Source organism: Massilia horti (assembly GCF_004614195.1).
Classification (GTDB): domain Bacteria; phylum Pseudomonadota; class Gammaproteobacteria; order Burkholderiales; family Burkholderiaceae_D; genus Telluria; species Telluria horti.
Map to the genome: position 1 here is coordinate 108,484 of NZ_SPUM01000132.1, position 20,652 is coordinate 129,135.

A 20,652-nucleotide genomic window follows, 5' to 3' on the forward strand; every position below is an offset into this window, starting at 1 on the left:
CTATAAAAACACGATGAGTCGCCGCTGGCGACGAAAACCGGCGGCATGCAAGCCGCCGGTAGCACGACATATTACTGCACCTTTGCCTTTTTGACCATTTCCTCTTGGTAGGCTTGGAGCTTTTGCTGAGCCAGGGCTTCGGCGACCTGCGGCTTGACTTCTTCCAGCGTCGGCAGCTTGGCCGCGCGGATGTCGTCCACCTTGATCACGTGCCAGCCATTGGCGGTGTGAACCGGGTTCTCGGTGACCTGGCCTTTTTGCAGGTTGACAAAGCCGGCGCTGAACTCTTTCGGGAACGCGGACGGGCTAGCCCAGTCCAGGTCGCCGCCACTGTTGGCGGTGCCGGTGTCCTTCGATTGCTTGGCCAGCTCTTCGAACTTGGCGCCGCCCTTGATCTTGGCGATCACGTCCTTGGCTTGCTGTTCGGTGTCCACCAGGATGTGGCGCACGTGGAATTCCTTGTCGCCGGTGGTTGCCTTGAAGCGGTCGTACTCGGCCTGGATCTCGGCGTCGGTGACCGGGTGCTTCTCGATGTAGTCACGGGCCAGGGCGTTGATCACGATGGTCTGGCGGGCGTTCTCCAGCGCCTGCTTGACGTCCGGCTTCTTGTCGTAGCCTTGCTTGACGGCCTCCTGCATCAGCACTTCGCGTGCGATCAGGTCCTGCTTGATCGCGTCGCGCAGCTCCTTGGTGTCGGGCTGCTGGCCTTGTTCGACGACCTGCTTGACGACTGCATCGGCACGCGACGACGGAATCGGTTTGCCGTTCACGACGGCGAGGTTCTGGGCGAAGGCAGGGGCAACCGCAACGGCGATCAGTGCTATCAGCAGGCGTGCTGGCTTAAAGGTCATTATTGTTTCCTGTGAAGGGAGAGTTGCTTGGACGAGATTGGATTAGTTGTTGTACTTCGGTTTTTACTTCGTTTTTCGATTGTGGAGCAAATTCCTTAAGGCTAGCTGAACGGCCTGCCGTTACAGCTCGGACGGCGCCAGTGCCGTGATCGCCAGCGCATGAATCTCAGCATGCATCATGTCGTGCACGGCATCATACACCAGTCGATGGCGCATGACGAGTTTCAGTCCCTCGAAGCGGTCGGAGACCACTTTCACGCTGTAGTGACCACCGCCGGATGCGGCGCCCGGGTGGCCCGCATGCAGGGCCGAATCGTCGCCCAGTTCGAGCACGCTGGGCGCCAGCGCCGAGCGCAGGCGGTCACGGATGCGGTCAAGGCGGGTATCGATGGTGCCGTTCATGCGCCTTCCTCCTGGATGTATTTCGAGAGCATCAGCGTCTGGACCACGACGAATGCGAAGAAGAGGCCGGTAAAGCCGAACAGCTTGAAGCTGACCCAGGCGCCGGTGTCGTCCTTGAACAAGACAAAGGCCACCAGCAGGTTGAGCAGGCCCAGGAACGCGAAAAACACGGTCCAGGCGTAGCCAAGGCGGGCCCAGACCGGGTCTGGCAGCTTGATCTGCACTTCCATCAATTTGCGCATCAGGTTGGTCTTGAACAGTACCTGGCTGACGAACAGGATGACGGCGAATACCCAGTAGAGGATGGTCGGCTTCCACTTGATGAAGTTTTCATCGTGGAAGTAGATGGTCGCGCCACCCATGACCGCGATCACGGCGAGCGAGACCCACAGCATCCCGTCGACCTTGCGCCCGCGCACCAGCAGGTAGCCGATCTGCAGCACGGTGGCGATGATGGCCACGGCCGTGGCCAGCAAGATCGGCGCTTGCGCCGGCGCCACCACGCCCCCCGATACCAGGCCGCCCAGGTATTGCGTCACGATGTCGTGCGCCGCGCCCTGGTGCCCTTCGCCAAGCTTATAGACGATAAAGAACAGGATGACCGGAAATAGGTCGAAAAGAAATTTCATGTTGTAGCTGGAGAATGTTTCACACTGGTTCGAAGCGCAGGGCTGCGGAGTTGATGCAGTAGCGCAGGCCGGTGGGCGGCGGACCGTCCGGGAACACGTGGCCGAGGTGCGCATTGCAGACCGCGCAGATGATTTCGGTGCGCAGCATACCATGGCTGCGGTCGACTTTCTCGATCACGTTGGCCGGATCGATCGGACGGAAGTAGCTTGGCCAGCCGCAGCCGGAATCGAACTTGGCGTCCGATTCGAACAGCGGGGTATCGCAGCACACGCAGTGGTAGATGCCGTGCTCGTGGTGGTCCCAGTATTTGCCGCTGAAGGCGCGTTCGGTGGCCGCGTGGCGCGTCACCTGGTACTGCATGGGGTCCAGCTGGGCGCGCCACTCGGCGTCGGTCTTGGTTACTTTGTCGTTCATGGTCGGTCTTTCTCGATTCAGGAGGAACAGCTCACTTCGAGCGTGGCCGCCCAGTCTGGCGGCAGGGCCGCATAGGATTCATTTTCCGGCTGCTCGTCGAACGGGTGTTCGAGCACGGCAAGCAGCTTGCTTACGCCGCCATAATCGCCGTTCTGCGCCTGTTCGATGGCGAGCTGGGCCAGATAGTTGCGCAGCACGTACTTTGGATTCGTGCGGTGCATCGCTTCGCGGCGCGGCGCGTCGACGCTGTTTTCCTGGCGCAGCCGCGCGCGGTAGTTTTGCGCCCAGGCGTCGAAGGCCGCGCGGTCGATGAACTGGTCGCGTAGCGGAGCGTCCTGTTCCGGGTTCTCCACCTGCAGGCCGCCCAGCCGGCGGAAGAACAGTGTGTAGTCGACATGGTTTTCCTGCATCAGCTTGAACATGTCGTCCAGGAGCTGCCGATCGCCGTCCTGCGCGGTTGCCAGGCCCAGTTTGGCGTGCAGCAGCGCGTCGATCTGTTGTGCGAATTCTGGCTGGTAGACGTCGAGCGCCTCCTGCGCGGCGTCGACGTCGCCGATCAGTGGCAGCAGGGCGTTGCCGAGCGCATAGCAGTTCCAGTGCCCGACCGGCGGCTGGTTGCTGTACGAGTAGCGGCCGCCCTGGTCGGTGTGGTTGCAGATGTGGTTGGCGTCGAACGCTTCCATGAAGCCGAACGGGCCGTAGTCCAGCGTCAGGCCGAGGATCGACATGTTGTCGGTGTTCATTACGCCATGCATGAAGCCCACCGCCTGCCACTCCCCGATCAGGCGCGCGGTGCGGCGCGTGACTTCGGCCAGCAGCGCCTGGTACGGATTCGGCGCATCCATCAGGTCTGGATAGAACGTTTTGATCACATAGTCGGCAAGCAGGCGCAGCTCTTCCGGCTTGTCGCGGTAATACCAGTGCTCGAACGAACCGAAGCGCACGAACGATGGCGCCATGCGCGTCACGACTGCCGCGGTTTCGATGTTTTCGCGGATCACCTGTTGGCTGGCGCCGGTAACCATGAGAGCGCGCGTGGTCGGAATGCCGAGCGCGGCCATGGCTTCGGAGCAGAGGAATTCGCGGATCGACGAACGCAGCACCGCACGGCCGTCGCCCATGCGGGAGTAAGGCGTACGCCCGGCCCCCTTGAGCTGGAGTTCCATCGGTCCCTGCGCCGTGGCGATATCGCCGAGCAAAATTGCGCGCCCATCCCCCAGTTGGCCAGCCCAGACGCCGAACTGGTGACCCGAATACACGGCCGCCAGCGGCTGCGAGCGTGCGGCGACCTCGTTACCCGTGAAGAGGGCAACGAAATCGTCGTTCGCCAGCTCCCGGGCGTCGAGCCCGATCAGCCCGGCGGCGCGCCCGCTCGCCGCCACGAAGTAAGGATTGGGCAGGGGGGTGGGCATCAGGCGCGTATAGAACGCGGGCGGCAATTCGGCAAACGAATTGTTCAGCGGAAGGTCGTCGGCAGTGATGGCAGTTCCAGTCAGGTTCATTCCAATGTCAGGATTTTACCGTACGGGGCGGATTTCATTCGGACGCGGGCGTGTGCCAAACGTGTGTTACATGGGGTGATACGCCCGATCAAAAGCGCGGCGGTGTAGAAATAATACGATCGTACTTTTATCGGTTATAGTTGAGCATTGCCGGTTCTACTAGATGAGGAAGAGACATGAGTGCCGAATACCTGGTCGATGGCGGAGTTGCCGTCATCACGCTGAACAATCCGCCGGTCAATGGCCTGGGCCTGGCCACTCGTACCGCCGCTGTCGAGGGCATCCGCAAGGCCGAGCTCGACGACACGGTCAAGGCCATCGTGCTCACCGGCGCCGGCAAGGTGTTCTCGGGCGGCGCCGACATTCGCGAATTCAATTCGCCCAAGGCGCTCACCGAACCGACGCTGCACACCCTGATCCGGGTCGCCGAAAACAGCACCAAGCCGGTAGTGGCGGCAATTCATGGGGTCTGCATGGGGGGCGGCCTGGAACTGGCGCTTGGATGCAATTATCGCGTGGCGCTCCCCGGCGCGCAGGTGGCGCTGCCGGAGGTAAAGCTTGGCCTGGTGCCGGGCGCCGGCGGCACACAACGCTTGCCGCGCGTGCTGGGCCTGGAGCGCTCGCTTGAGATGATCGTGTCCGGCACCCCGGTCCTGTCCGACAAGCTGGCCGGCACCGCGCTGTTTGACGAAGTGTTCCCGGCCGGGACCGAGCTCGTGCCAGCGGCCGTCGCTTTCGCGCGGCGGATCGCCGACGTGCGCCCCTTGCCGAAAGTGCGCGATCGCAGTGTCGATCACCCTGATTTTGAGGCCTTCCTCCGGCGCTCGCGCGAGTCGGTCAAGGCGATGGCGGGACCGTTCCCGGCGCCGCTGGCGTGTGTCGAGTGCGTCGCGGCCTCGGTCACCATGCCGTTCGAAGATGGCCTCAAGTTCGAGCGGGAACGGTTTCTTCAATTGGCCCAGTCGCCGGAGTCGAAGGCCTTGCGTCACGCATTCTTTGCCGAACGCGCCGCCAGCAAGATTCCTGACGTACCGGCCGACACGCCGACGCGCCAGATTACGAGGGCGGCGGTGGTCGGCGCCGGCACCATGGGCGGCGGCATCGCAATGAGCTTTGCCAACGCCGGCATCCCGGTCACCATCCTGGAGATGGAGCAGGATCGGCTGGACAAGGGGTTGGCGACGATCCGCAAGAACTACGAAAGCACGCTCAAGAAGGGCAAGCTTACGCCGGAAAAATTCGATCAGCGCATGGGATTAATCACCGGCACGCTCTCGTATAAGGACATTGCACAGGCTGATATCGTGGTCGAAGCCGTGTTCGAGGATATGGGCGTCAAGGAATCGGTATTCCGGCACCTGGACAGCGTGATGAAACCGGGTGCGATCCTGGCCACGAATACCTCCACGCTGGACGTGAACAGGATTGCGGGTGTCACCAGCCGTCCGCAGGACGTGATCGGTACACATTTCTTCAGCCCGGCGAACGTGATGAAGCTGCTCGAAATCGTACGCGGCGCACAGACCGGCAAGGACGTGCTGGCCACGACGATGGCGCTTTCCAAAAAGCTGAAGAAAACCGGCGTGGTGTCCGGCGTGTGCGACGGATTCATCGGCAACCGGATGCTGGAGCAGTACCTGCGCCAGGCCGGCTTTTTGCTGGACGAAGGCGCGCTGCCCGAGCAAGTCGATCAGGCGATCGAGAAGTTCGGCTTTGCCATGGGGCCGTACCGCATGAGCGACATGGCCGGCAACGACGTTGGCTGGTACGTGCGCAAGCGCCGCGCGATCGAGGCGCCGGACGTGACGTATTCCAAAACAGCCGACCTGCTGTGCGAACAGGGGCGCTTTGGCCAGAAAACGGGCGCTGGGTGGTATGACTATGTGCCGGGTGACCGCACGCCGCACCCCTCGCAAATGGTCAACGACATGATCGTTAACCACTCGAAGGAACTCGGCATCGAGCGGCGAGCCATTTCCGACCAGGAGATCGTGGAGCGCCTGGTCTATGCGCTGGTGAACGAAGGGGCAAAGATCCTGGAGGAGGGGATTGCCTTGCGGGCGTCGGACATTGATATGGTGTACCTGACCGGCTACGGTTTTCCGCTGCAGCGGGGCGGGCCGATGTTTTACGCGGACTGGGTCGGCTTGCCGAGGGTTTTGGCGTCGATCGAGAAGTATGCCGAAGGGCGCAATGGCGATGCGTGGAAGCCGGCGCAGCTGCTAGCCAGGTTGGCGGCGGAAGGCAAGGGCTTCAATAGCTGACGCAGGTTTTGTAGGGTGCGCACCTGTGCGCACGCGGTACGGTTGAATGTCGTTGGCGCCGGAATGCACACGTACTGTGCGCATCCTGTACGGGTGAACGCCGTTGGCGCCGGTCTGCACACGTACCGCGTGCGCACTGGTGCGCACCCTACGATCCTGCATGGCACGCGCTAACGTTGCGCATACCAGGCGATCGAAGGCTCAGCAGTTTACTTGAAACTGTATTAACGGTAGGCTTCGTAAACTGCCACTCCCGTCTGCTTTCGTGAAAAAATTCCTCCTGATCGCCAGCGCCTGCTTACTGGCCTTGCTGGCGACCACCGGTGCCTCGTTGCCGTACCCGATCCTGCCACCGCTGTTTGCCTCGGACGCGCCCAATAGCCTGAATCATTTTCTCGGCCTGCCGCCCAAGCTGCTGCTCGCGATCGCACTGCTCATCAACCCGCTCGGGCTGCTGATCGGTTCGGCCGTGCTCGGCCCGCTGTCCGATCGCTTTGGCCGCCGCCCGGTGGTGCTGGTCACTTCCATCGGCGCCGCGCTCGGCCACGTGCTCACAGCCGGTGCTCTCGTCATCCAGTCCTACCCGCTGTTCCTGCTGGCCCGCTTCGCCACCGGCCTGCTCGAGGGCAACGTCTCGGCGGTGCGCGCGATGCTGGCCGACCGCCTGGAGGGCAACCTGCGCAACCGGGCGCTGTCGTGGCTGAACGGCGCGTTGCACCTCGGCTGGCTGGTCGGTCCGCTGCTGGCGGGGCTGCTGGTGGGGCTGGGGGTGACCGTGCCGTTTTATGTCGCAGCTGGCGCGTTGTGCCTGGGTGCCGTACTGGCCGCCGTTTCGCTGGAGCACGAGCATAAGCCGGCTGGGCACGGCTCCTGGCTGTCGGTCGCGCGTGAAAGCCATGCTTTCAACCTGTTGCGCCACTACGAATTGCGGATGCTGTTTGTCGTCCAGTTCGCCTATTCCTGCGGCTCGACTGCCTTTTTCTTGTTCTATCCGCTCTGGCTGGTGGAGGTGGGTGGTTATGGCGTGCGTGAGATTTCGCACGTCAATGTGCTCATGTGCGCCCTGTTGACGCTGACTGCGGCGTTCGCCGGTGGCCCCAGCCGTGTCGAACCGCTGCGCCGCGCCAGCGTCTGTGCGCTGGGCGTTGCAGTCGCGATAGCGGCGGTGGGAGTGGGCAATCTCTGGATTGGCATCGCGGGCATTGTCCTGTTTGGTTTGCCGCACGCGTTTTTCAACGCCACCATTCTGGGCTGGGCGGCGGAGCGTTTCGGTTCGTACGGACAAGGGGCGGTCATGGGCCTGCTGGCCACGACCTATTGTCTCGCCAACATCCTGATGGCGCTGGCGGGTGCGGTGTTGACGCTGTTCGATACGCGTCTTGTTCTTGTGGCCGGCGCCGCATTCAGCACATGGGCAGCCATGCGGATGCGTGCATGGCATGGCGTGCAGACCAGGACCGCCTGACTGTACTGATGCAGTGCACTACGTGTGCCGCTCGCGGGAATCGGCAGGCGCTTCGGTGCGATCATTGAGACCGTAGTCTCTTACGACGGCTGCCACGCGCAGCCGGTAATCCTCGAAAATATACGCACGCCCTTTCGACTGTATCTCGCGGTGTAGCTCAAAATTTCGCCAGTTGCGCACCGCCTCTTCATCGCGCCAGAACGATAGCGACAAAATTTTCCCTGGTTGGGACAGGCTCTCGAAACGTTCGACCGAAATAAAACCGTCGATCTGTTCAAGATGTGGCCGCAGCTTCGCCGCGGCGTCAAGGTATTCCTGCTTGTGCCGCCCGTGTGGCACGACTTCAAAGATCACGGCGATCATCACGGGCCGCCTTGTGAAACGTGCCATCCACCACTTGAAGGAAGCTCCGTTCCTCACGCAGGATGAAGCGCTTTGCCTGGGCCATGGAAAAGTTGGCGCGGCCTTCCGCATCGATTTTCAAACGCGCCCGATAGGCCTCATACGAGGCCAGGCTGTCGAAGGCGATCAGGCCCCATGCCACATCATTGGTTCCTTCGTGAGGCAAAAAGTAGCCGATCAGATTGCCACCGCAACGTGGAATGATGCGCCCCCAGTTTTCGGCGTATTCCTTGAATTCCTCACGTTGGAATGGGTCGATCTCGTAGCGGATGAAGCAGGTGATGGTCATGTTGTCCTCGTCGTTGCCTGGTGCATTCACTATACGAGCTTGTCGGCATTCGATGGTTCGACCTGGATCGAACCATGAAAGACGGGTCAACCACGGCTACGAGGGTTCAACTGCCGCTGCCGTGCATCAAAATTTTCCGTTAGTGGAAAGTTTTGTTAATATGGGGAAATTACTGATTCTCGCGCTTTACGCGTTACCGCGTCCATGCCTGGCATGCGACGCCACCCGCTAGTTCTGCTTGACTACAGCGGCATCGTTTCGCAGACGCGTCCTCATTTTCTCCCATCCGCGATGCTGAGCCTGGTGAGTCTTATTCTGGAAACGATGGCTCTGTCAGTCGTGATGCTGTTCGTCCTGTCATCCGTGACATGCGAGGAAAACAGCGGCACGCGCGAGTGGTTCCGGGCGAACATCCTGGCGGTGGCAGCCTTGCTCGGCTATGCAGGGCGGGGCATGCTGCCCGACGTGCTGTCGATCGAGGCGGCCAATCTGTTGTTCATGGCGGCGATTAGCATGATGCTGGCCGGCTTTCGCCGTTACGAAGGAAAGACTTTCCCGACCAAACTACTCGCGGGTGGCATGGCAGTCGTGATGGCGGTCATCCTGGTCTTCCACTATGGCGTGGACCTCCCCGGGGTGCGGGTGATCACTGTTTCCATCTTTCACGGCGGCGTGTGCTTTGCGATCGGCATGACGGTGCGGCGCATGATTCCAGCTTCCCAGCCGCATTACCCGTTCCTCTTCACTGTCGTCGCCGCGTTCGCCCTTGCATTCGGCTACGCCGTGCGAGCCGTGCATTACATGCTGTTGCCTAACCTGGCGGTGCCGCTGTTTGCGTCAACCGTGTGGAACACGGTTTACTTTTCGCTCGGAACGCTGGCCTTCCCGGGCCTCACGCTGGGTGCTGTCATGATGACCAATGCCCGGAGCCTGGCGAAGGCAGCGTATGCCGCGGATCACGACCACCTCACCGGAGCCTGCTCGCGCCGCGCATTCTTTCAGCTGGCCGAGCGCGAACACATGCGCAAATTGCGTACCGGCGGCGATTTGTCGGTGCTGCTGTTCGATGCCGACCATTTTAAGGCGATCAACGATTCCTTTGGCCATGCGGTCGGCGATCAGGTACTCGCGGAGATCGTGAAATGCACGCAGAAGGTAATTCGTAATATTGATGTCTGTGCCCGGCTCGGCGGCGAGGAGTTCGCCGTCCTGCTGCCCGGCGCCGATGCTGGCACCGCGATATCGGTTGCCGAGCGCCTGCGCGCCGCGTTGGAGGGGGCGGTGCTTGCCACGTCAGCCAACGCGAGCGTGACCTGCACGGTCAGCATTGGTAGTGCCACGTTGCAGCCGCAGGAGACCCTGGCCGCGCTGCTGGTGAGGGCCGACCGCGCGCTGTATGCCGCCAAGTCCGCGGGCCGCAATCGAGCCATGTGCGCCGAGGATGTGCGCCGGATCGAGGTCGGCACATGAAAAGGCGCTGTCACCGTTAAGTGTGGGTTTCGTAGGGTGGGCGGGAGACCCGCCTACGTAAACCAACGAAAAGGGGTGCCGCTGTCTCCAGTGGCACCCCGGTTTGCGCAAGCGTTTATGCGTCAGTCTTCTGCGTAGATGTTGTTGTTCCTGGTCTCGCGCACGAACAGCGCACCGATCACGAAGGTGATCATGGCGGCGATGATCGGATACCACAGGCCGTAGTAGATGTCGCCCTTGAGTGCGACCAGCGCGAAGGCAGTGGTCGGCAGCAGGCCGCCGAACCAGCCGTTACCGATGTGGTAGGGCAGCGACATCGACGAGTAGCGGATGCGGGTCGGGAACATCTCCACCAGCATCGCGGCAATCGGTCCGTACACCATCGTCACGTACAGCACCAGGACAAACAGCAGCAGCACGACCATCGGCTTGTTGATCTGCTCTGGATCTGCCTTGGCCGGGTAGCCCGCTTCCTTGAGCGAAGCGCCCACCTCGGTCGTAAATGCGGTGACCTTGTCCTTACTCGCAGAGTCGAAGTTCAGCCCGTCCGGGGTCATGGTTGCATTAAACGACTGATATACCTTGTCGCCGACGTGGATGCTTGCAAGCGTGCCGGCCGGCGCTTCCTGGATGGTGTAGTTCACCGAAGCATTGGTCAGCATGCCGGTGGCGATGTCGCATGAGGACGGGAATTTCTTTGTGCTAGTGGGGTTGAACTGGAAATGGCATTTTTCCGGGTCGGCCACCACCACCACCGGCGACTTGGTCAGCGCGGCTTCCAGTGCCGGGTTGCCGTAGTGGGTGATCGCCTTGAAGATCGGGAAGTAGGTGAGGGCGGCGATCAGGCAGCCGCCAAGGATGATCCATTTGCGGCCGATCTTGTCCGACAGCGAACCGAAGAAGATGAAGAACGGAGTGGCCAGTGCGAGTGCGATGGCAATCATGATCTGCGCGCTGGCCGGCTCGATTTTCAGGGTCTGGGTCAGGAAGAACAGGGCATAGAACTGGCCGGTGTACCAGACCACGGCCTGACCCATGGTCAGGCCGACCAGCGCCAGGATCACGATCTTGGCGTTCTTCCACTTCATGAAGGATTCCTTCAGCGGCGCCTTGGAGACCTTGCCATCCGCCTTCATCTTGGCGAACGCGGGCGACTCGTTCATCGACAGCCGGATCCATACCGAGATACCGAGCAAGACAACCGATAGCAGGAACGGGATGCGCCAGCCCCACTCGTCGAACGCCTTCGGCTCCATCGACATCCGGGTCCCCAGGATAACCAGCAAGGACAGGAACAGGCCCAGCGTGGCGGTGGTCTGGATCCAGGAGGTGAAAAAGCCGCGTTTGCCGTCGGGCGCATGCTCCGCCACGTAGGTGGCAGCGCCGCCGTATTCGCCGCCCAGGGCCAGGCCCTGCAGGATGCGCAGCGTGACGAGCAGGATCGGGGCAGCGATGCCGATGGTGGCATAACTTGGCAAGAGGCCCACGATGAAGGTCGAGCCGCCCATGATCATGATCGTGACCAGGAAGGTGTACTTACGGCCGACGATGTCGCCCAGGCGGCCGAACACCAGCGCGCCAAAAGGGCGCACGATGAAGCCGGCGGCGAAGGCAAGCAGTGCGAAGATGAAGGAGGTGGTCGCGTCGCCAAGGAAGAACTGCTTGCCGATGACCGCGGCGAGCGAACCGTACAGGTAGAAGTCATACCATTCGAAAACGGTACCAAGGGACGAGCCGAAAATGACTTTTCGCTCCTCCTTGGTAATGCCCGCGGCCTGGGGTACTGCCTTGCCCGCGGTCACGCCTGGTGTGAGTGCCATATGTGTCTCCGTTGTAGTAATTCGATGTAGTCGGAATAGCCGATACAGGGTCAGCTATAACGGAGTGTGGCGCGTGAAGCTTACGTCATGCTTTCTTCAAACTTACTGGAAACTTACAGCTGAGGTGCCGGTGGCGGGCATCTTCCGGTGAAACGCGCTTGGTGTTGCCGGCTGCTACACTAGCGGATGCGGGCAATCACGCCCGTACTGACAAGCATTTGAAACACGGAAAAGAATATGATCAAGCACATCGTCATGTGGAAACTGAAGGACCACGCCGAGGGCGCCGACCGCGCCACCAATGCCGCCGAAATGAAGCGCCGCCTCGATGCCTGCGCCAACATCGTGCCCGGCATCCTCAAATTTGAAGTGGTGCTGGCGCAGCCGGGCCTGGAGGCCACCTACGACGTGGTGCTGTATTCCGAATTCGCGGACAAGGCCGCGCTGCAAGCCTATGCCAGCCACCCGACGCACCAGGCGGTGGTGCCGTTCATCGGCGCCATTCGCGAAGGGCGCCAGTGCATGGACTACGAAATCTGAGTTCGCCAAAGGAGACGCGATGCGCACGGTGCAGGAACTGTTCTCACTGAAGGGCAAGGGCGCGCTGGTGACCGGCGGATCGCGCGGGCTCGGCCTGCAGATGGCCGAGGCGCTGGGCGAGCAGGGCGCGCGCGTCGTGATCACGGCGCGCAGGCAGGACGAACTGGACGGGGCAGTCGCGCACCTGAGCGGGCGCGGCATCGATGCCCTTGGCATTGCGGCCGACCTCTCGCATGAGGCCAACGTGCTGCCCCTGGTCGAGCAGGCGCTCGGTTGCCTCGGCCGGCTCGACATCCTCGTCAACAATGCCGGCGCCACCTGGGGCGCACCGGCCGAAGAGCATCCGCCCGAAGCGTGGGACAAGGTGATGAACCTGAACGTGCGCAGCATGTTCCTGGTGTCGCAGGCGGTGGGCCGGCTGTCGATGATCCCGCGCCGCTACGGACGCATCATCAACACCTCGTCGATTGCCGGCCTGGCGGGCAACCCGCCGGGGACAATGAAGACGCTGGCCTACAATACCTCGAAGGGGGCCGTGATCAACTTCACGCGTGCGCTCGCCGCAGAGTGGGGCGAATACGGCATCACCGTCAATTCGATCGCGCCGGGCTTCTTCCCGTCCAAAATGACCCGGGGCGTGCTGTCGACATTCGGCGAAGAGGTGCTGGTCAAGGACGCGCCGCTTCGCCGTCTGGGCGATGAAGAGGATCTCAAGGGCGCGGTGGTGCTGTTCGCCTCCGACGCCGGCAAGCACATCACGGGCCAGACGCTGGCGGTCGACGGGGGCGTGTCGGCGGTCTGACCCGCGCGGGGAGGACGCGATGAAGGACTTTCGCGGCAAGGTGGCCGTGATCACAGGCGCGGCGGGCGGCATCGGACGCGAGCTGGCGAACCGGGCCGCCGAGCTAGAGATGAAGCTGGTGCTGGCCGACGTGCAGGTGCATGCGCTCGAGCGCGCGACCAGCGAGCTGCTCGGCCAGGGCGCCGAGGTGTTGTCGATGGTGTGCGACGTGAGCAAGGCACGGCTGGTGCAGGAACTGGCCGATTCGGCTATCGCGCGTTTCGGCGAGGTGCACCTCGTATTCAACAATGCCGGTGTGGCTGCCGGCGGCCTGGTCTGGGAAAATACCGAGGCCGACTGGGAGTGGGTGCTGGGCGTGAACCTGTGGGGCGTAATCCACGGCGTGCGCGTCTTTACCAAGTTGATGCTCGATTGCGCCAGGCGTCATGCCGGCTTTGAAGGGCATATCGTCAACACGGCTTCGATGGCGGGGCTGGTCAATGCGCCGGCGATGGGTGCCTGTAACGTGCCCGGGCACGGGGTGGTGTCGCTGAGCGAGACGCTGTATCACGATCTGCGGCTGGTTCAGGCGCCGATAGGCGTGTCGGTGCTGTGCTCGCACATTGTGCCGGCGGCGCCCGCGCGTTCGCATCACCAGCGGCAGGAGGACCTGAGGAACGACCAGATGGCCGAGGCCGGACAGCTTGCTCTTCAGGGACTGCTGGATACGGCGTCAGTCAGGATGCCGGCGGCCGAGGTGGCGCGGATCGCCTTCGATGCGGTGCGTGACGGGTGGTTCTACATCGGTGTGCCTGCGCCGGCGCTTCAAAGCATGGCGGCGCGCATAGAGGCGATCCTGCACGAGGAGCCGCCGCCGGATCTGTATGCGGCGAGCCCGCAAATCACGGATATGCTGCGTTCGAAGTTGTAGGGTACGTATTTTGTCGTACGCGGTACGTGTGATCGCCGTACCGCGTGCGCACAGGTCCTCGCCGGCCGCGCGCCCCCTACTCCGACAGGTCGCGGCTGATGCAAATCGTAGGGTGCGCACCCGTGCGCACGCGGTACGGTTGATTAATCGTTGGCTCCGGCACCTACCCGCACCGCCTCCTCAAACGCAAACTTGCCCTTCAGGCTGCAGCACGCGTTCCTGCAGTTCAGGTGGCGCGTCGGTGTAGAGCCTGACGACCGTCGAGGTGCGCGTGCCGTACCCCGGCGTTTCGATACACACCGCGGATAGCTGGCGCTCCAGGTCCAGCGGCACTCCGGTTTCCGGCAAGCGCAGATCAGGCGCGCGGGTGGTATCGGCCAGCATTTCGAAATAGGCTTCCTCGGGCGCGCCTTGGCACAGCAGGCTCGCGAACTGGGCTTTGGTGCGCAGGACCTTGGGCCAGGGCGCGTCGAGCAGTCCGTTGGAGATGCCGTAGATGCCCGGCTCGAGCAGCTGCCCGTTACGCGGATCACCCTCGCCGCGGTTGGAATACCAGTAAAGTCCGTCCCGGTCGCCCAGCACCAGGTTAAATCCGTTGTAGCGATGCGCGCCCGGCGCAATGCGTTCGAGGTAGCTGGATGCGGTCAGCTCGCCCTTGAGGAAGTCGGCGACCAGCACGCCGCGTGTGGGCGCGTCGTCGCGCCGCTCGCCGGGCGCGCGGATGTTGGTCAGCGCCGCGAACCGGGCACCATTGGGACCAATCAGGCTCACGCCCATCCAGCTGCCGCCGCCTTTCAGATCGCGCCCCGCGATCATGTTGGGATGGTCGGGCCAGGGAGCGGCCGGCGTCGCCGGGCGGTCGTAGTATTCGTCGCGGTTGGCGGCGGCGATGATCGGCACGCCGGGGATCACCTTCCATGCAAAAACGATCAGGCACATGGCGTCAAATCCGTAAATACCTCAGCGTGGCGCGGGCCTTCGATCAGGCTGGCCAGGCCCGCGCCGCGGGCGGCGGCATCCAGAACTTCGCCGAAGGCGGCATCCACTCCGGCATACACTTCCATCCAGGTCTGCAGGCCATCTGTCATCTCAGGACGACGCTTGAGCTGGGCCGCGACTTCGCGGTGTTCACCGAGCGCCGCCTGCATGGCGCGTACCAACGGTTCCAGGCGCGCCGCGTGTTCGCAGCGCACTTTGTAATAGACGTACAGGTCGAACATGGCTCAGGTGCCCGCCGCGTCGAGCGAATACGGCATCGGCAGCACGCTGAGCTGCGCGCCGGCGGCGGAGCCGAGATGGACCGCATCGGTCAGCGCAGCCAGTTTGATTTCGACCAGCACATCGGCACCGCCCGCGCCGTTTGCGGCGGCGTTGACGATCATGCCGGCTGGCTGTTCCGGGTCCGCGCTCGAAAACACTTCCTCGCCGGGTTGCGCGGCGGCGTTATCGACGCTGGCGAGCACCATCCTGCGCTTGAGCTTGCCAAGATACTGGCTGCGCGCGACGATTTCCTGGCCCGGGTAGCAGCCTTTTTTGAAGTTCACGCCGCCCACCAGCTCAAAATTCACCATCTGCGGGACGAACTGTTCCTGGGTTTTGAGTGTCACTTGGGGGACGCCTGCGTGGATCGCGGCGAGGTGCCAGGCAACATTGCCGCCAAGCGCGAGCCGGGCCTTGAGCTTTGGTATCGCGGCGATCGCGGTCTGTGCCGAGGTCAGCCACAGGTAGCGCGGCGCGTCGAACGCGTCCGCCAGGCGAATGACGGCGCCCAGGTCATGATCGAGCTTTGCATAGGGAACAGCGGGCAGTGCACCGAAGTGTTCGGAGAGCGCCGCCTCGGCTTTGGCGCCGCCCAGGCCGAGGACCGCCTCATATTGCGGCTCGGCAGTGGCGTCGCGCAGCTTGGCCTTGGCGCGCAGCACGAACATGGTCAGGCGCTTTTGCAGCGGCGCCTGGATGGCACGCGGCAGCTGCAGGTAGATGGATTGCTCGTCGCGCCACATCAGGCAGGTCGCCTGCAAGCGGCCTTTCGGTGTGCAATAGCCGGCCAGCCGGGCTTCGGTGCGGCTAAGATGCTCGACATCGTTGGTCAGTTGGTTGTGCAGGAAACTGGCGGCGTCCTCGCCGGCAACGCCGATCAGGCCGAGGTCGGTGGCCGGCGCGACGAAGCCGTCGGCAAGCTCGGCGCGGCTCAAGACGCGGCCGAAATCTTCAACCTGGCCCGCTTCGTCGATGTGGAAGCGGGCGCCTTGAGAGGAGAGGTAGTCGATCCAGTTACTCATATTTCCTAAAAATATTCCCGAATAGGCTTTATCATTACGGCCTCATTATAGAGTTGTCGAGCAAATCGCGCCGGGAACGGCGCAAAACTTCACGGAAAGAATGGCACTAATAAGAAAACTCATCGCTGCCGGTGTGATCGTGTCCGTTGCGGCGCTTGCCGGTTTTTCCTACTGGTCACAGCAGCCGATCACGACCGGGGAAGCCGTCATCGATTTCACCGTTGCGCCAGGCTCGGGTGTCGGCGCTGCGGCGCAACAAATCGCGAATGCCGGCGTGCCGGTCAACCCGTTCCTGTTCGGACTGCTTGCGCGGGCAACGGGCAAGGCAGCGCGCATCAAGGCCGGCACCTATGAGCTCAAACCCAATACCTCGCCGCGCCGCCTGCTCACGCAGCTGGTGCGCGGCGAATTTGCGCAGGAATCGGTCACGATCATCGAAGGCTGGACCTTCCGCCAGATGCGCGAGGCGCTGGCAGGCGCCAAGTCGCTGCGCCACGACACGGCGAACATGTCCGACAAGGAAGTGATCGCCAAGATCGACCCGGCGTTCGAGCACCCGGAAGGGATGTTCTTCCCGGATACCTACCTGTTCGCGAAGGGATCGAGCGACTTGCAGATCTACAAGCTGGCGCATCAGGCGATGATGAATCGCCTCAATGCAGCCTGGGAAAAGCGCGATCCGAACCTGCCGTATTCCAGTCCGTACCAGGCGCTGATCATGGCTTCGATCGTCGAAAAGGAGACGGGGCAGAAGAGCGAGCGCGGGTTGATCGCCGGTGTGTTCGTCAATCGCCTGAAGGCGGGCATGTTGCTGCAGACCGATCCGACCGTGATCTACGGCATGGGCGAGAAGTACGAAGGCAAGATCCGCAAGAAGGACCTGGAAACGGATACGGCGTATAACACCTATGTGCGCAGCGGGCTGCCGCCGACGCCGATCTCCTTGCCTGGCGTTCAGTCGCTGCAGGCGGCGCTGTCTCCGGCCAAGACCGAGGCGCTGTATTTCGTTTCGCGCGGCGACGGCACAAGCAAATTCTCGGACAATCTTTCGGACCATAACAAAGCAGTGAACCAGTATCAACGAGGGGCGAGCACCCCATGACCGGCGGCAAATTCATTACCTTCGAGGGCATCGACGGCGCAGGCAAGTCGACCCACATCGGCTTTGTCACCGATTTCCTCACAAGTCGCGGCAAGACGGTCGTTTCTTCGCGCGAGCCGGGCGGCACGGCGCTGGGCGAGAAGCTGCGCGACCTGTTGCTGCATGAAAAGATGCATCTCGAAACGGAGGCCCTGCTGATGTTCGCCAGCCGCCGCGAGCACATGGCCCAGGTGATCGAGCCGGGCCTGGCGCGCGGCCACTGGGTGTTGTCTGACCGCTTTACCGATGCCAGCTTTGCCTACCAGAGCGCCGGGCGCGGCATGGACCGCGCCAAGATGGAAGCGCTCGAGCACTGGGTGCATCCGCACCTGCAGCCGGACTTGACGCTGGTGTTCGACGTGCCGGTCGAGGTGGCGCGCGAGCGCTTGAACGCGACCCGCACACTGGACAAGTTCGAACAGGAACAGATGGGCTTTTTTTCGCGCTGCCGTGACGAGTACCTGCGCCGCGCCGCCCAGTTCCCGGACCGTATCGCCGTCATCGATTCAACCCGGAGCATCGAGGAGACGCGCGGGCGCATCACCCTGGCGCTGGAGAGGTTGTTGTGATTTACCCCTGGCAGCAGGCCGCCTGGTCGCAGCTGCGGCAGTTGCGCGAACGCCTGCCGCACGCGATCCTGTTCCATGGCGCGGCCGGGATCGGCAAGGCCGACTTCATGGAAGCGTTCGCGCAGGCCTTGCTGTGCGAGAACGTGGGACCTGGCGGCCAGGCCTGCGGCCAGTGCGCCTCGTGCGGCTGGTTCGTGCAGGGCAACCACCCGGACTACCGGCGCGTGCGCCCGGAGGCGCTGGAGGACGAGCCGCCAGCCGAGGGCGAGGAGGGCGGCGAGGAAAAGAAGGCCAAGTCCAAAACCCCGTCCAAGGAAATCAAGATCGAGCAGATCCGCGCGCTCGCGGACTTCATGAACATCTCGACCCACCGCCAGGGCTTGCGCGTGGTGGTGCTGTACCCGGCCGAGGCGCTGAACATGCCCGCTTCCAACGCGCTGCTGAAGACGCTGGAAGAGCCGCCGCCGGGCACCGTGTTCCTGGTGGCCTCCAACAGCCTGGACCGGCTGCTGCCGACCATCCTGTCGCGCTGCCGCAAGTTCGCGCTGCCAATGCCCGACCATGCGCAGGCACTGGAGTGGCTGAAGGCGCAGGGCGTGCCGGACGCCGACAGCTGGTTGCGCGAGCAGGGCGGCGCGCCGCTGGCGGCGCTGGCGCAGGCCGAAACCGGCAACCGCGAGGATATGGAAGTCCTGCTGCAATTGCTGGCGCATCCGAACGTGGACAACGCGCTCAAGACGGCCGACCGGCTGTCCAAGGCCCCGTTGCCGATGCTGGTCGCGTGGCAGCAGCGCTGGTTGTACGACGTGTTGTCGTTCAAATTATCCGGGAAGATACGATATTATCCGCGCTACCAGAAGGAACTTGCGGCTCTGGCCACAAACGTGCACACTGCCAGCCTGATGCGTGCAATCAAGGCGGCAAACGAGCGGCGCGCGGTGGCCGATCATCCGTTGTCGCCAAGACTGTTTGTCGAAGACATGCTGCTTGATTACACTGGATGTTGCAGCTGAAAGGAATTGAATGAGTGGCAATCCCGGCGATACGACTGTTTCGAACGTGCCGCGACCGTCGGTGCTCTCGCTTGCCATTAAGGAAAAAGCAGCACTGTATGCCGCTTACATGCCGTTCCTGAAACATGGCGGCATGTTCGTGCCGACGACCAAACCGTACAAGATCGGCGATGAAATCTACCTGATCTTGTCGCTGATGGACGATCCGAACAAGTACCCGATCGCGGGCAAGGTGGTGTGGATCACGCCGGCCGGGGCCAACAACAACAAGGCGCAAGGCATCGGCGTGCATTTCCCGGCCGACGAAACCGGCCAGCGCGCCAAGCTGCGCATCGAAGAGATTCTTGGCGCCGCGCTGCGTTCCTCGCGCGCGACGCACACCCTGTAATTCAACCAAAGTTTTATGCCGTCTTACGTTCACCGCCTCGCCCGCCGCGACGACCTGCCGGTCATTGTCGACATCTACAACTCCACCATTGCTTCACGCGAAGTCACCGCAGATACCGAGCCCATCAGCGTGGAATCGCGCGAAGGCTGGTTCAACGACCATACGCCGGAGCGGCGTCCGCTGTGGGTGATCCATTCGGCGGATGACAGGTCCAACGAGCCGGAAGTGATCGGATGGCTGTCGTATTCGAACTTTTATGGACGGCCCGCGTATTCTGGTACGGCGGAACTGTCGATCTACATTGCCGAGCACTGGCGCGGCAAGGGGATCGGACGTTACTGCCTCGAGCAGGCGATCGCGTTTGCGCCGCAGGTCCAGGTGCACACGCTGCTGGGTTTCATTTTCGGACACAATGCGGCCAGCCTGGCGCTGTTTCGCAAGTACGACTTCGAGACCTGGGCGCATTTTCCGCGCGTGGCCAATCTGGATGGGATCGAACGCGATCTGATCATTCTGGGAAAACGGGTGGCCTGAAAAGCCTGCAGGAGGCGTAGGGGGCGCGGGGCCGCCGAGGACCTGTGCGCACGCTGTACGGTCGAGAAGTGTTGGCCCCGGACGCACACGTACCGCGTGCGCACGGGGTGCGCACCCTACGACGCCCTCGGCAAGCGGCAGCGCGAAGCGACGTTCTCCCACCTCGGCTAAAATGGCGGGATGTTTATCGATTCCCATTGCCATATCAACTTCCCCGAGCTCGCGGCGCGCATGCCGGAGATCCTGGCCAAGATGGCCGAGAACCATGTCACGCATGCGCTGTGCGTCTCGGTCGACCTGCCTGACTTTCCGCAGGTGCTCGCGCTGGCGGAGCAGTATCCGCACATTTATGCATCGGTCGGCGTACATCCCGACTACGAGGACACGCCTGAACCCAGCGTAGAACAACTGGTCGAGCTGGCCCGCCACCCGAAGATCGTCGCGATCGGCGAGACGGGCCTGGACTATTACCGCCTCGAGGGCGACCTCGAATGGCAGCGGGAACGCTTCCGCACCCACATCCGCGCCTCGCGCGAGAGCGGCAAGCCGCTGATCATCCATACGCGCTCGGCCAGCCTTGATACCATCCGCATCATGCAGGAGGAGGGAGCCGCACCCGACAAGGGCGGCGCCGCCGGCGTGATGCATTGCTTCACCGAGTCGCTCGAGGTGGCCGAAGCGGCGATGGAAATGGGCTTTTACATTTCCTTTTCCGGCATCGTCACTTTCAAGAGCGCCAAAGAGTTGCAGGCGGTCGCACGCGCCGTTCCGCTTGAACGAATGTTGATCGAAACCGACTCTCCCTATCTCGCGCCGGTGCCGTACCGTGGCAAAATGAACGAGCCCGGCTTCGTGCCGCACGTGGCCGAGTTCATTGCCGAGCTCAAGGGCGTATCGCTGCGCGACGTGGCGCAGCAGACCACCGACAACTTCTTCAAGCTGTTCAACATACAAAGGAACTGAG

At 62.6% G+C, this 20,652-nt stretch carries 23 protein-coding genes; 12 read left to right on the plus strand and 11 right to left on the minus strand.

The window, feature by feature from the left end; translation table 11 throughout:
- Nucleotides 1–71: 71 nt before the first annotated feature.
- From E4O92_RS20165 to E4O92_RS20185, 5 genes are all read right to left on the minus strand, one after another.
- On the minus strand, nucleotides 72–851 hold the full coding sequence (locus E4O92_RS20165) for a peptidylprolyl isomerase (RefSeq protein WP_135191447.1): 780 nt from the start codon (nucleotides 849–851) through the stop codon (nucleotides 72–74).
- A gap of 120 nt (nucleotides 852–971) precedes the next feature.
- Nucleotides 972–1,253 carry a BolA family protein gene (locus tag E4O92_RS20170; RefSeq protein ID WP_135191448.1) on the minus strand — a complete coding sequence of 94 codons (282 nt, stop codon included), beginning with the start codon at nucleotides 1,251–1,253 and terminating at the stop codon, nucleotides 972–974.
- Entirely contained in the window at nucleotides 1,250–1,882 is a 633-nt protein-coding gene (locus E4O92_RS20175) for a septation protein A (protein ID WP_135191449.1), read from the minus strand. The genes E4O92_RS20170 and E4O92_RS20175 overlap by 4 nt, the downstream gene beginning before the upstream one ends.
- 19 nt (nucleotides 1,883–1,901) lie before the next feature.
- Nucleotides 1,902–2,297, minus strand: a complete 396-nt coding sequence (gene msrB / locus E4O92_RS20180) for a peptide-methionine (R)-S-oxide reductase MsrB (RefSeq protein WP_135191450.1) — start codon at nucleotides 2,295–2,297, stop codon at nucleotides 1,902–1,904.
- Between the two features lie 17 nt (nucleotides 2,298–2,314).
- Complete coding sequence (locus tag E4O92_RS20185; RefSeq protein WP_135191451.1) at nucleotides 2,315–3,799, minus strand: protein adenylyltransferase SelO; 1,485 nt, start codon at nucleotides 3,797–3,799, stop codon at nucleotides 2,315–2,317.
- A 176-nt stretch (nucleotides 3,800–3,975) separates the two neighbouring features.
- Here E4O92_RS20185 and E4O92_RS20190 point away from each other — a divergent pair, with 176 nt between their 5' ends.
- Both E4O92_RS20190 and E4O92_RS20195 read left to right on the plus strand, forming a co-directional pair.
- On the plus strand, nucleotides 3,976–6,063 hold the full coding sequence (locus E4O92_RS20190) for a 3-hydroxyacyl-CoA dehydrogenase NAD-binding domain-containing protein (protein WP_135191452.1): 2,088 nt from the start codon (nucleotides 3,976–3,978) through the stop codon (nucleotides 6,061–6,063).
- Nucleotides 6,064–6,328: 265 nt separating this feature from the next.
- Nucleotides 6,329–7,528 carry an MFS transporter gene (locus E4O92_RS20195; protein WP_135191453.1) on the plus strand — a complete coding sequence of 400 codons (1,200 nt, stop codon included), beginning with the start codon at nucleotides 6,329–6,331 and terminating at the stop codon, nucleotides 7,526–7,528.
- 18 nt (nucleotides 7,529–7,546) lie between these two features.
- On the opposite strand, the gene E4O92_RS20200 is transcribed toward E4O92_RS20195, so the two are convergent.
- Both E4O92_RS20200 and E4O92_RS20205 read right to left on the minus strand, forming a co-directional pair.
- Nucleotides 7,547–7,891, minus strand: a complete 345-nt coding sequence (locus E4O92_RS20200) for an antibiotic biosynthesis monooxygenase family protein (protein WP_135191454.1) — start codon at nucleotides 7,889–7,891, stop codon at nucleotides 7,547–7,549.
- Nucleotides 7,872–8,219, minus strand: coding sequence for an NIPSNAP family protein (locus E4O92_RS20205; RefSeq protein ID WP_135191455.1), 348 nt, complete (start codon nucleotides 8,217–8,219; stop codon nucleotides 7,872–7,874). The genes E4O92_RS20200 and E4O92_RS20205 overlap by 20 nt, the downstream gene beginning before the upstream one ends.
- 291 nt (nucleotides 8,220–8,510) lie before the next feature.
- Here E4O92_RS20205 and E4O92_RS20210 point away from each other — a divergent pair, with 291 nt between their 5' ends.
- A complete protein-coding gene (locus tag E4O92_RS20210; protein WP_167759844.1) occupies nucleotides 8,511–9,689 on the plus strand; it encodes a GGDEF domain-containing protein in 1,179 nt (392 codons plus the stop codon).
- Nucleotides 9,690–9,811: 122 nt separating this feature from the next.
- On the opposite strand, the gene E4O92_RS20215 is transcribed toward E4O92_RS20210, so the two are convergent.
- Complete coding sequence (locus E4O92_RS20215; protein ID WP_135191457.1) at nucleotides 9,812–11,509, minus strand: MFS transporter; 1,698 nt, start codon at nucleotides 11,507–11,509, stop codon at nucleotides 9,812–9,814.
- A 237-nt stretch (nucleotides 11,510–11,746) separates the two neighbouring features.
- Here E4O92_RS20215 and E4O92_RS20220 point away from each other — a divergent pair, with 237 nt between their 5' ends.
- From E4O92_RS20220 to E4O92_RS20230, 3 genes are read left to right on the plus strand one after another with little or no spacing between them, the layout of a single operon-like run.
- Complete coding sequence (locus E4O92_RS20220; RefSeq protein ID WP_135191458.1) at nucleotides 11,747–12,049, plus strand: Dabb family protein; 303 nt, start codon at nucleotides 11,747–11,749, stop codon at nucleotides 12,047–12,049.
- A 19-nt stretch (nucleotides 12,050–12,068) separates the two neighbouring features.
- Nucleotides 12,069–12,851: an SDR family oxidoreductase gene (locus E4O92_RS20225; protein WP_135191459.1), complete on the plus strand. Its 783-nt coding sequence runs from the start codon at nucleotides 12,069–12,071 to the stop codon at nucleotides 12,849–12,851.
- A gap of 19 nt (nucleotides 12,852–12,870) precedes the next feature.
- Nucleotides 12,871–13,761: an SDR family NAD(P)-dependent oxidoreductase gene (locus E4O92_RS20230; protein ID WP_135191460.1), complete on the plus strand. Its 891-nt coding sequence runs from the start codon at nucleotides 12,871–12,873 to the stop codon at nucleotides 13,759–13,761.
- Between the two features lie 180 nt (nucleotides 13,762–13,941).
- On the opposite strand, the gene E4O92_RS20235 is transcribed toward E4O92_RS20230, so the two are convergent.
- Genes E4O92_RS20235 through ygfZ form a run of 3 tightly spaced genes read right to left on the minus strand, consistent with a single transcriptional unit; the run spans nucleotide 13,942 to nucleotide 16,043 of the window.
- Nucleotides 13,942–14,700 carry an NRDE family protein gene (locus tag E4O92_RS20235; RefSeq protein ID WP_135191461.1) on the minus strand — a complete coding sequence of 253 codons (759 nt, stop codon included), beginning with the start codon at nucleotides 14,698–14,700 and terminating at the stop codon, nucleotides 13,942–13,944.
- Nucleotides 14,691–14,981, minus strand: a complete 291-nt coding sequence (locus E4O92_RS20240; RefSeq protein WP_135191462.1) for a DUF4936 family protein — start codon at nucleotides 14,979–14,981, stop codon at nucleotides 14,691–14,693. The genes E4O92_RS20235 and E4O92_RS20240 overlap by 10 nt, the downstream gene beginning before the upstream one ends.
- Nucleotides 14,982–14,984: 3 nt before the next feature.
- The gene (gene ygfZ, locus E4O92_RS20245) at nucleotides 14,985–16,043 is read right to left on the minus strand and encodes a CAF17-like 4Fe-4S cluster assembly/insertion protein YgfZ (protein WP_135191463.1); all 1,059 of its coding nucleotides are present in this window, start codon (nucleotides 16,041–16,043) and stop codon (nucleotides 14,985–14,987) included.
- A gap of 100 nt (nucleotides 16,044–16,143) precedes the next feature.
- Between ygfZ and mltG the strand changes: the two genes are divergently transcribed.
- The 6 genes from mltG (at nucleotide 16,144) to E4O92_RS20275 (ending at nucleotide 20,651) form a co-directional block, all read left to right on the plus strand.
- Entirely contained in the window at nucleotides 16,144–17,145 is a 1,002-nt protein-coding gene (gene mltG, locus E4O92_RS20250) for an endolytic transglycosylase MltG (RefSeq protein ID WP_135191464.1), read from the plus strand.
- Entirely contained in the window at nucleotides 17,142–17,753 is a 612-nt protein-coding gene (gene tmk / locus E4O92_RS20255; RefSeq protein WP_135191465.1) for a dTMP kinase, read from the plus strand. The genes mltG and tmk overlap by 4 nt, the downstream gene beginning before the upstream one ends.
- Entirely contained in the window at nucleotides 17,750–18,766 is a 1,017-nt protein-coding gene (locus tag E4O92_RS20260) for a DNA polymerase III subunit delta' (RefSeq protein ID WP_135191466.1), read from the plus strand. Before tmk ends, E4O92_RS20260 begins: the two co-directional genes overlap by 4 nt.
- A 10-nt stretch (nucleotides 18,767–18,776) precedes the next feature.
- A complete protein-coding gene (locus tag E4O92_RS20265; RefSeq protein WP_135191467.1) occupies nucleotides 18,777–19,154 on the plus strand; it encodes a PilZ domain-containing protein in 378 nt (125 codons plus the stop codon).
- A 15-nt stretch (nucleotides 19,155–19,169) separates the two neighbouring features.
- Entirely contained in the window at nucleotides 19,170–19,688 is a 519-nt protein-coding gene (locus E4O92_RS20270; RefSeq protein WP_135191468.1) for a GNAT family N-acetyltransferase, read from the plus strand.
- Nucleotides 19,689–19,868: 180 nt separating this feature from the next.
- On the plus strand, nucleotides 19,869–20,651 hold the full coding sequence (locus E4O92_RS20275) for a TatD family hydrolase (protein WP_135191469.1): 783 nt from the start codon (nucleotides 19,869–19,871) through the stop codon (nucleotides 20,649–20,651).
- The last annotated feature ends 1 nt before the right edge of the window (nucleotide 20,652 follow it).

Bases quoted from the DNA above. Each gene is read 5' to 3' on its own strand.
- E4O92_RS20265 (WP_135191467.1), top strand. From the start codon at position 18,777: ATGAGTGGCAATCCCGGCGATACGACTGTTTCGAACGTGCCGCGACCG.
- E4O92_RS20185 (WP_135191451.1), bottom strand. From the start codon at position 3,799: ATGAACCTGACTGGAACTGCCATCACTGCCGACGACCTTCCGCTGAAC.
- E4O92_RS20175 (WP_135191449.1), bottom strand. From the start codon at position 1,882: ATGAAATTTCTTTTCGACCTATTTCCGGTCATCCTGTTCTTTATCGTC.
- E4O92_RS20190 (WP_135191452.1), top strand. From the start codon at position 3,976: ATGAGTGCCGAATACCTGGTCGATGGCGGAGTTGCCGTCATCACGCTG.
- E4O92_RS20170 (WP_135191448.1), bottom strand. From the start codon at position 1,253: ATGAACGGCACCATCGATACCCGCCTTGACCGCATCCGTGACCGCCTG.
- ygfZ (WP_135191463.1), bottom strand. From the start codon at position 16,043: ATGAGTAACTGGATCGACTACCTCTCCTCTCAAGGCGCCCGCTTCCAC.
- msrB (WP_135191450.1), bottom strand. From the start codon at position 2,297: ATGAACGACAAAGTAACCAAGACCGACGCCGAGTGGCGCGCCCAGCTG.
- E4O92_RS20275 (WP_135191469.1), top strand. From the start codon at position 19,869: ATGTTTATCGATTCCCATTGCCATATCAACTTCCCCGAGCTCGCGGCG.
- E4O92_RS20200 (WP_135191454.1), bottom strand. From the start codon at position 7,891: ATGATCGCCGTGATCTTTGAAGTCGTGCCACACGGGCGGCACAAGCAG.
- mltG (WP_135191464.1), top strand. From the start codon at position 16,144: ATGGCACTAATAAGAAAACTCATCGCTGCCGGTGTGATCGTGTCCGTT.
- E4O92_RS20210 (WP_167759844.1), top strand. From the start codon at position 8,511: ATGCTGAGCCTGGTGAGTCTTATTCTGGAAACGATGGCTCTGTCAGTC.
- E4O92_RS20225 (WP_135191459.1), top strand. From the start codon at position 12,069: ATGCGCACGGTGCAGGAACTGTTCTCACTGAAGGGCAAGGGCGCGCTG.
- E4O92_RS20215 (WP_135191457.1), bottom strand. From the start codon at position 11,509: ATGGCACTCACACCAGGCGTGACCGCGGGCAAGGCAGTACCCCAGGCC.
- tmk (WP_135191465.1), top strand. From the start codon at position 17,142: ATGACCGGCGGCAAATTCATTACCTTCGAGGGCATCGACGGCGCAGGC.
- E4O92_RS20165 (WP_135191447.1), bottom strand. From the start codon at position 851: ATGACCTTTAAGCCAGCACGCCTGCTGATAGCACTGATCGCCGTTGCG.
- E4O92_RS20240 (WP_135191462.1), bottom strand. From the start codon at position 14,981: ATGTTCGACCTGTACGTCTATTACAAAGTGCGCTGCGAACACGCGGCG.
- E4O92_RS20230 (WP_135191460.1), top strand. From the start codon at position 12,871: ATGAAGGACTTTCGCGGCAAGGTGGCCGTGATCACAGGCGCGGCGGGC.
- E4O92_RS20235 (WP_135191461.1), bottom strand. From the start codon at position 14,700: ATGTGCCTGATCGTTTTTGCATGGAAGGTGATCCCCGGCGTGCCGATC.
- E4O92_RS20220 (WP_135191458.1), top strand. From the start codon at position 11,747: ATGATCAAGCACATCGTCATGTGGAAACTGAAGGACCACGCCGAGGGC.
- E4O92_RS20270 (WP_135191468.1), top strand. From the start codon at position 19,170: ATGCCGTCTTACGTTCACCGCCTCGCCCGCCGCGACGACCTGCCGGTC.
- E4O92_RS20205 (WP_135191455.1), bottom strand. From the start codon at position 8,219: ATGACCATCACCTGCTTCATCCGCTACGAGATCGACCCATTCCAACGT.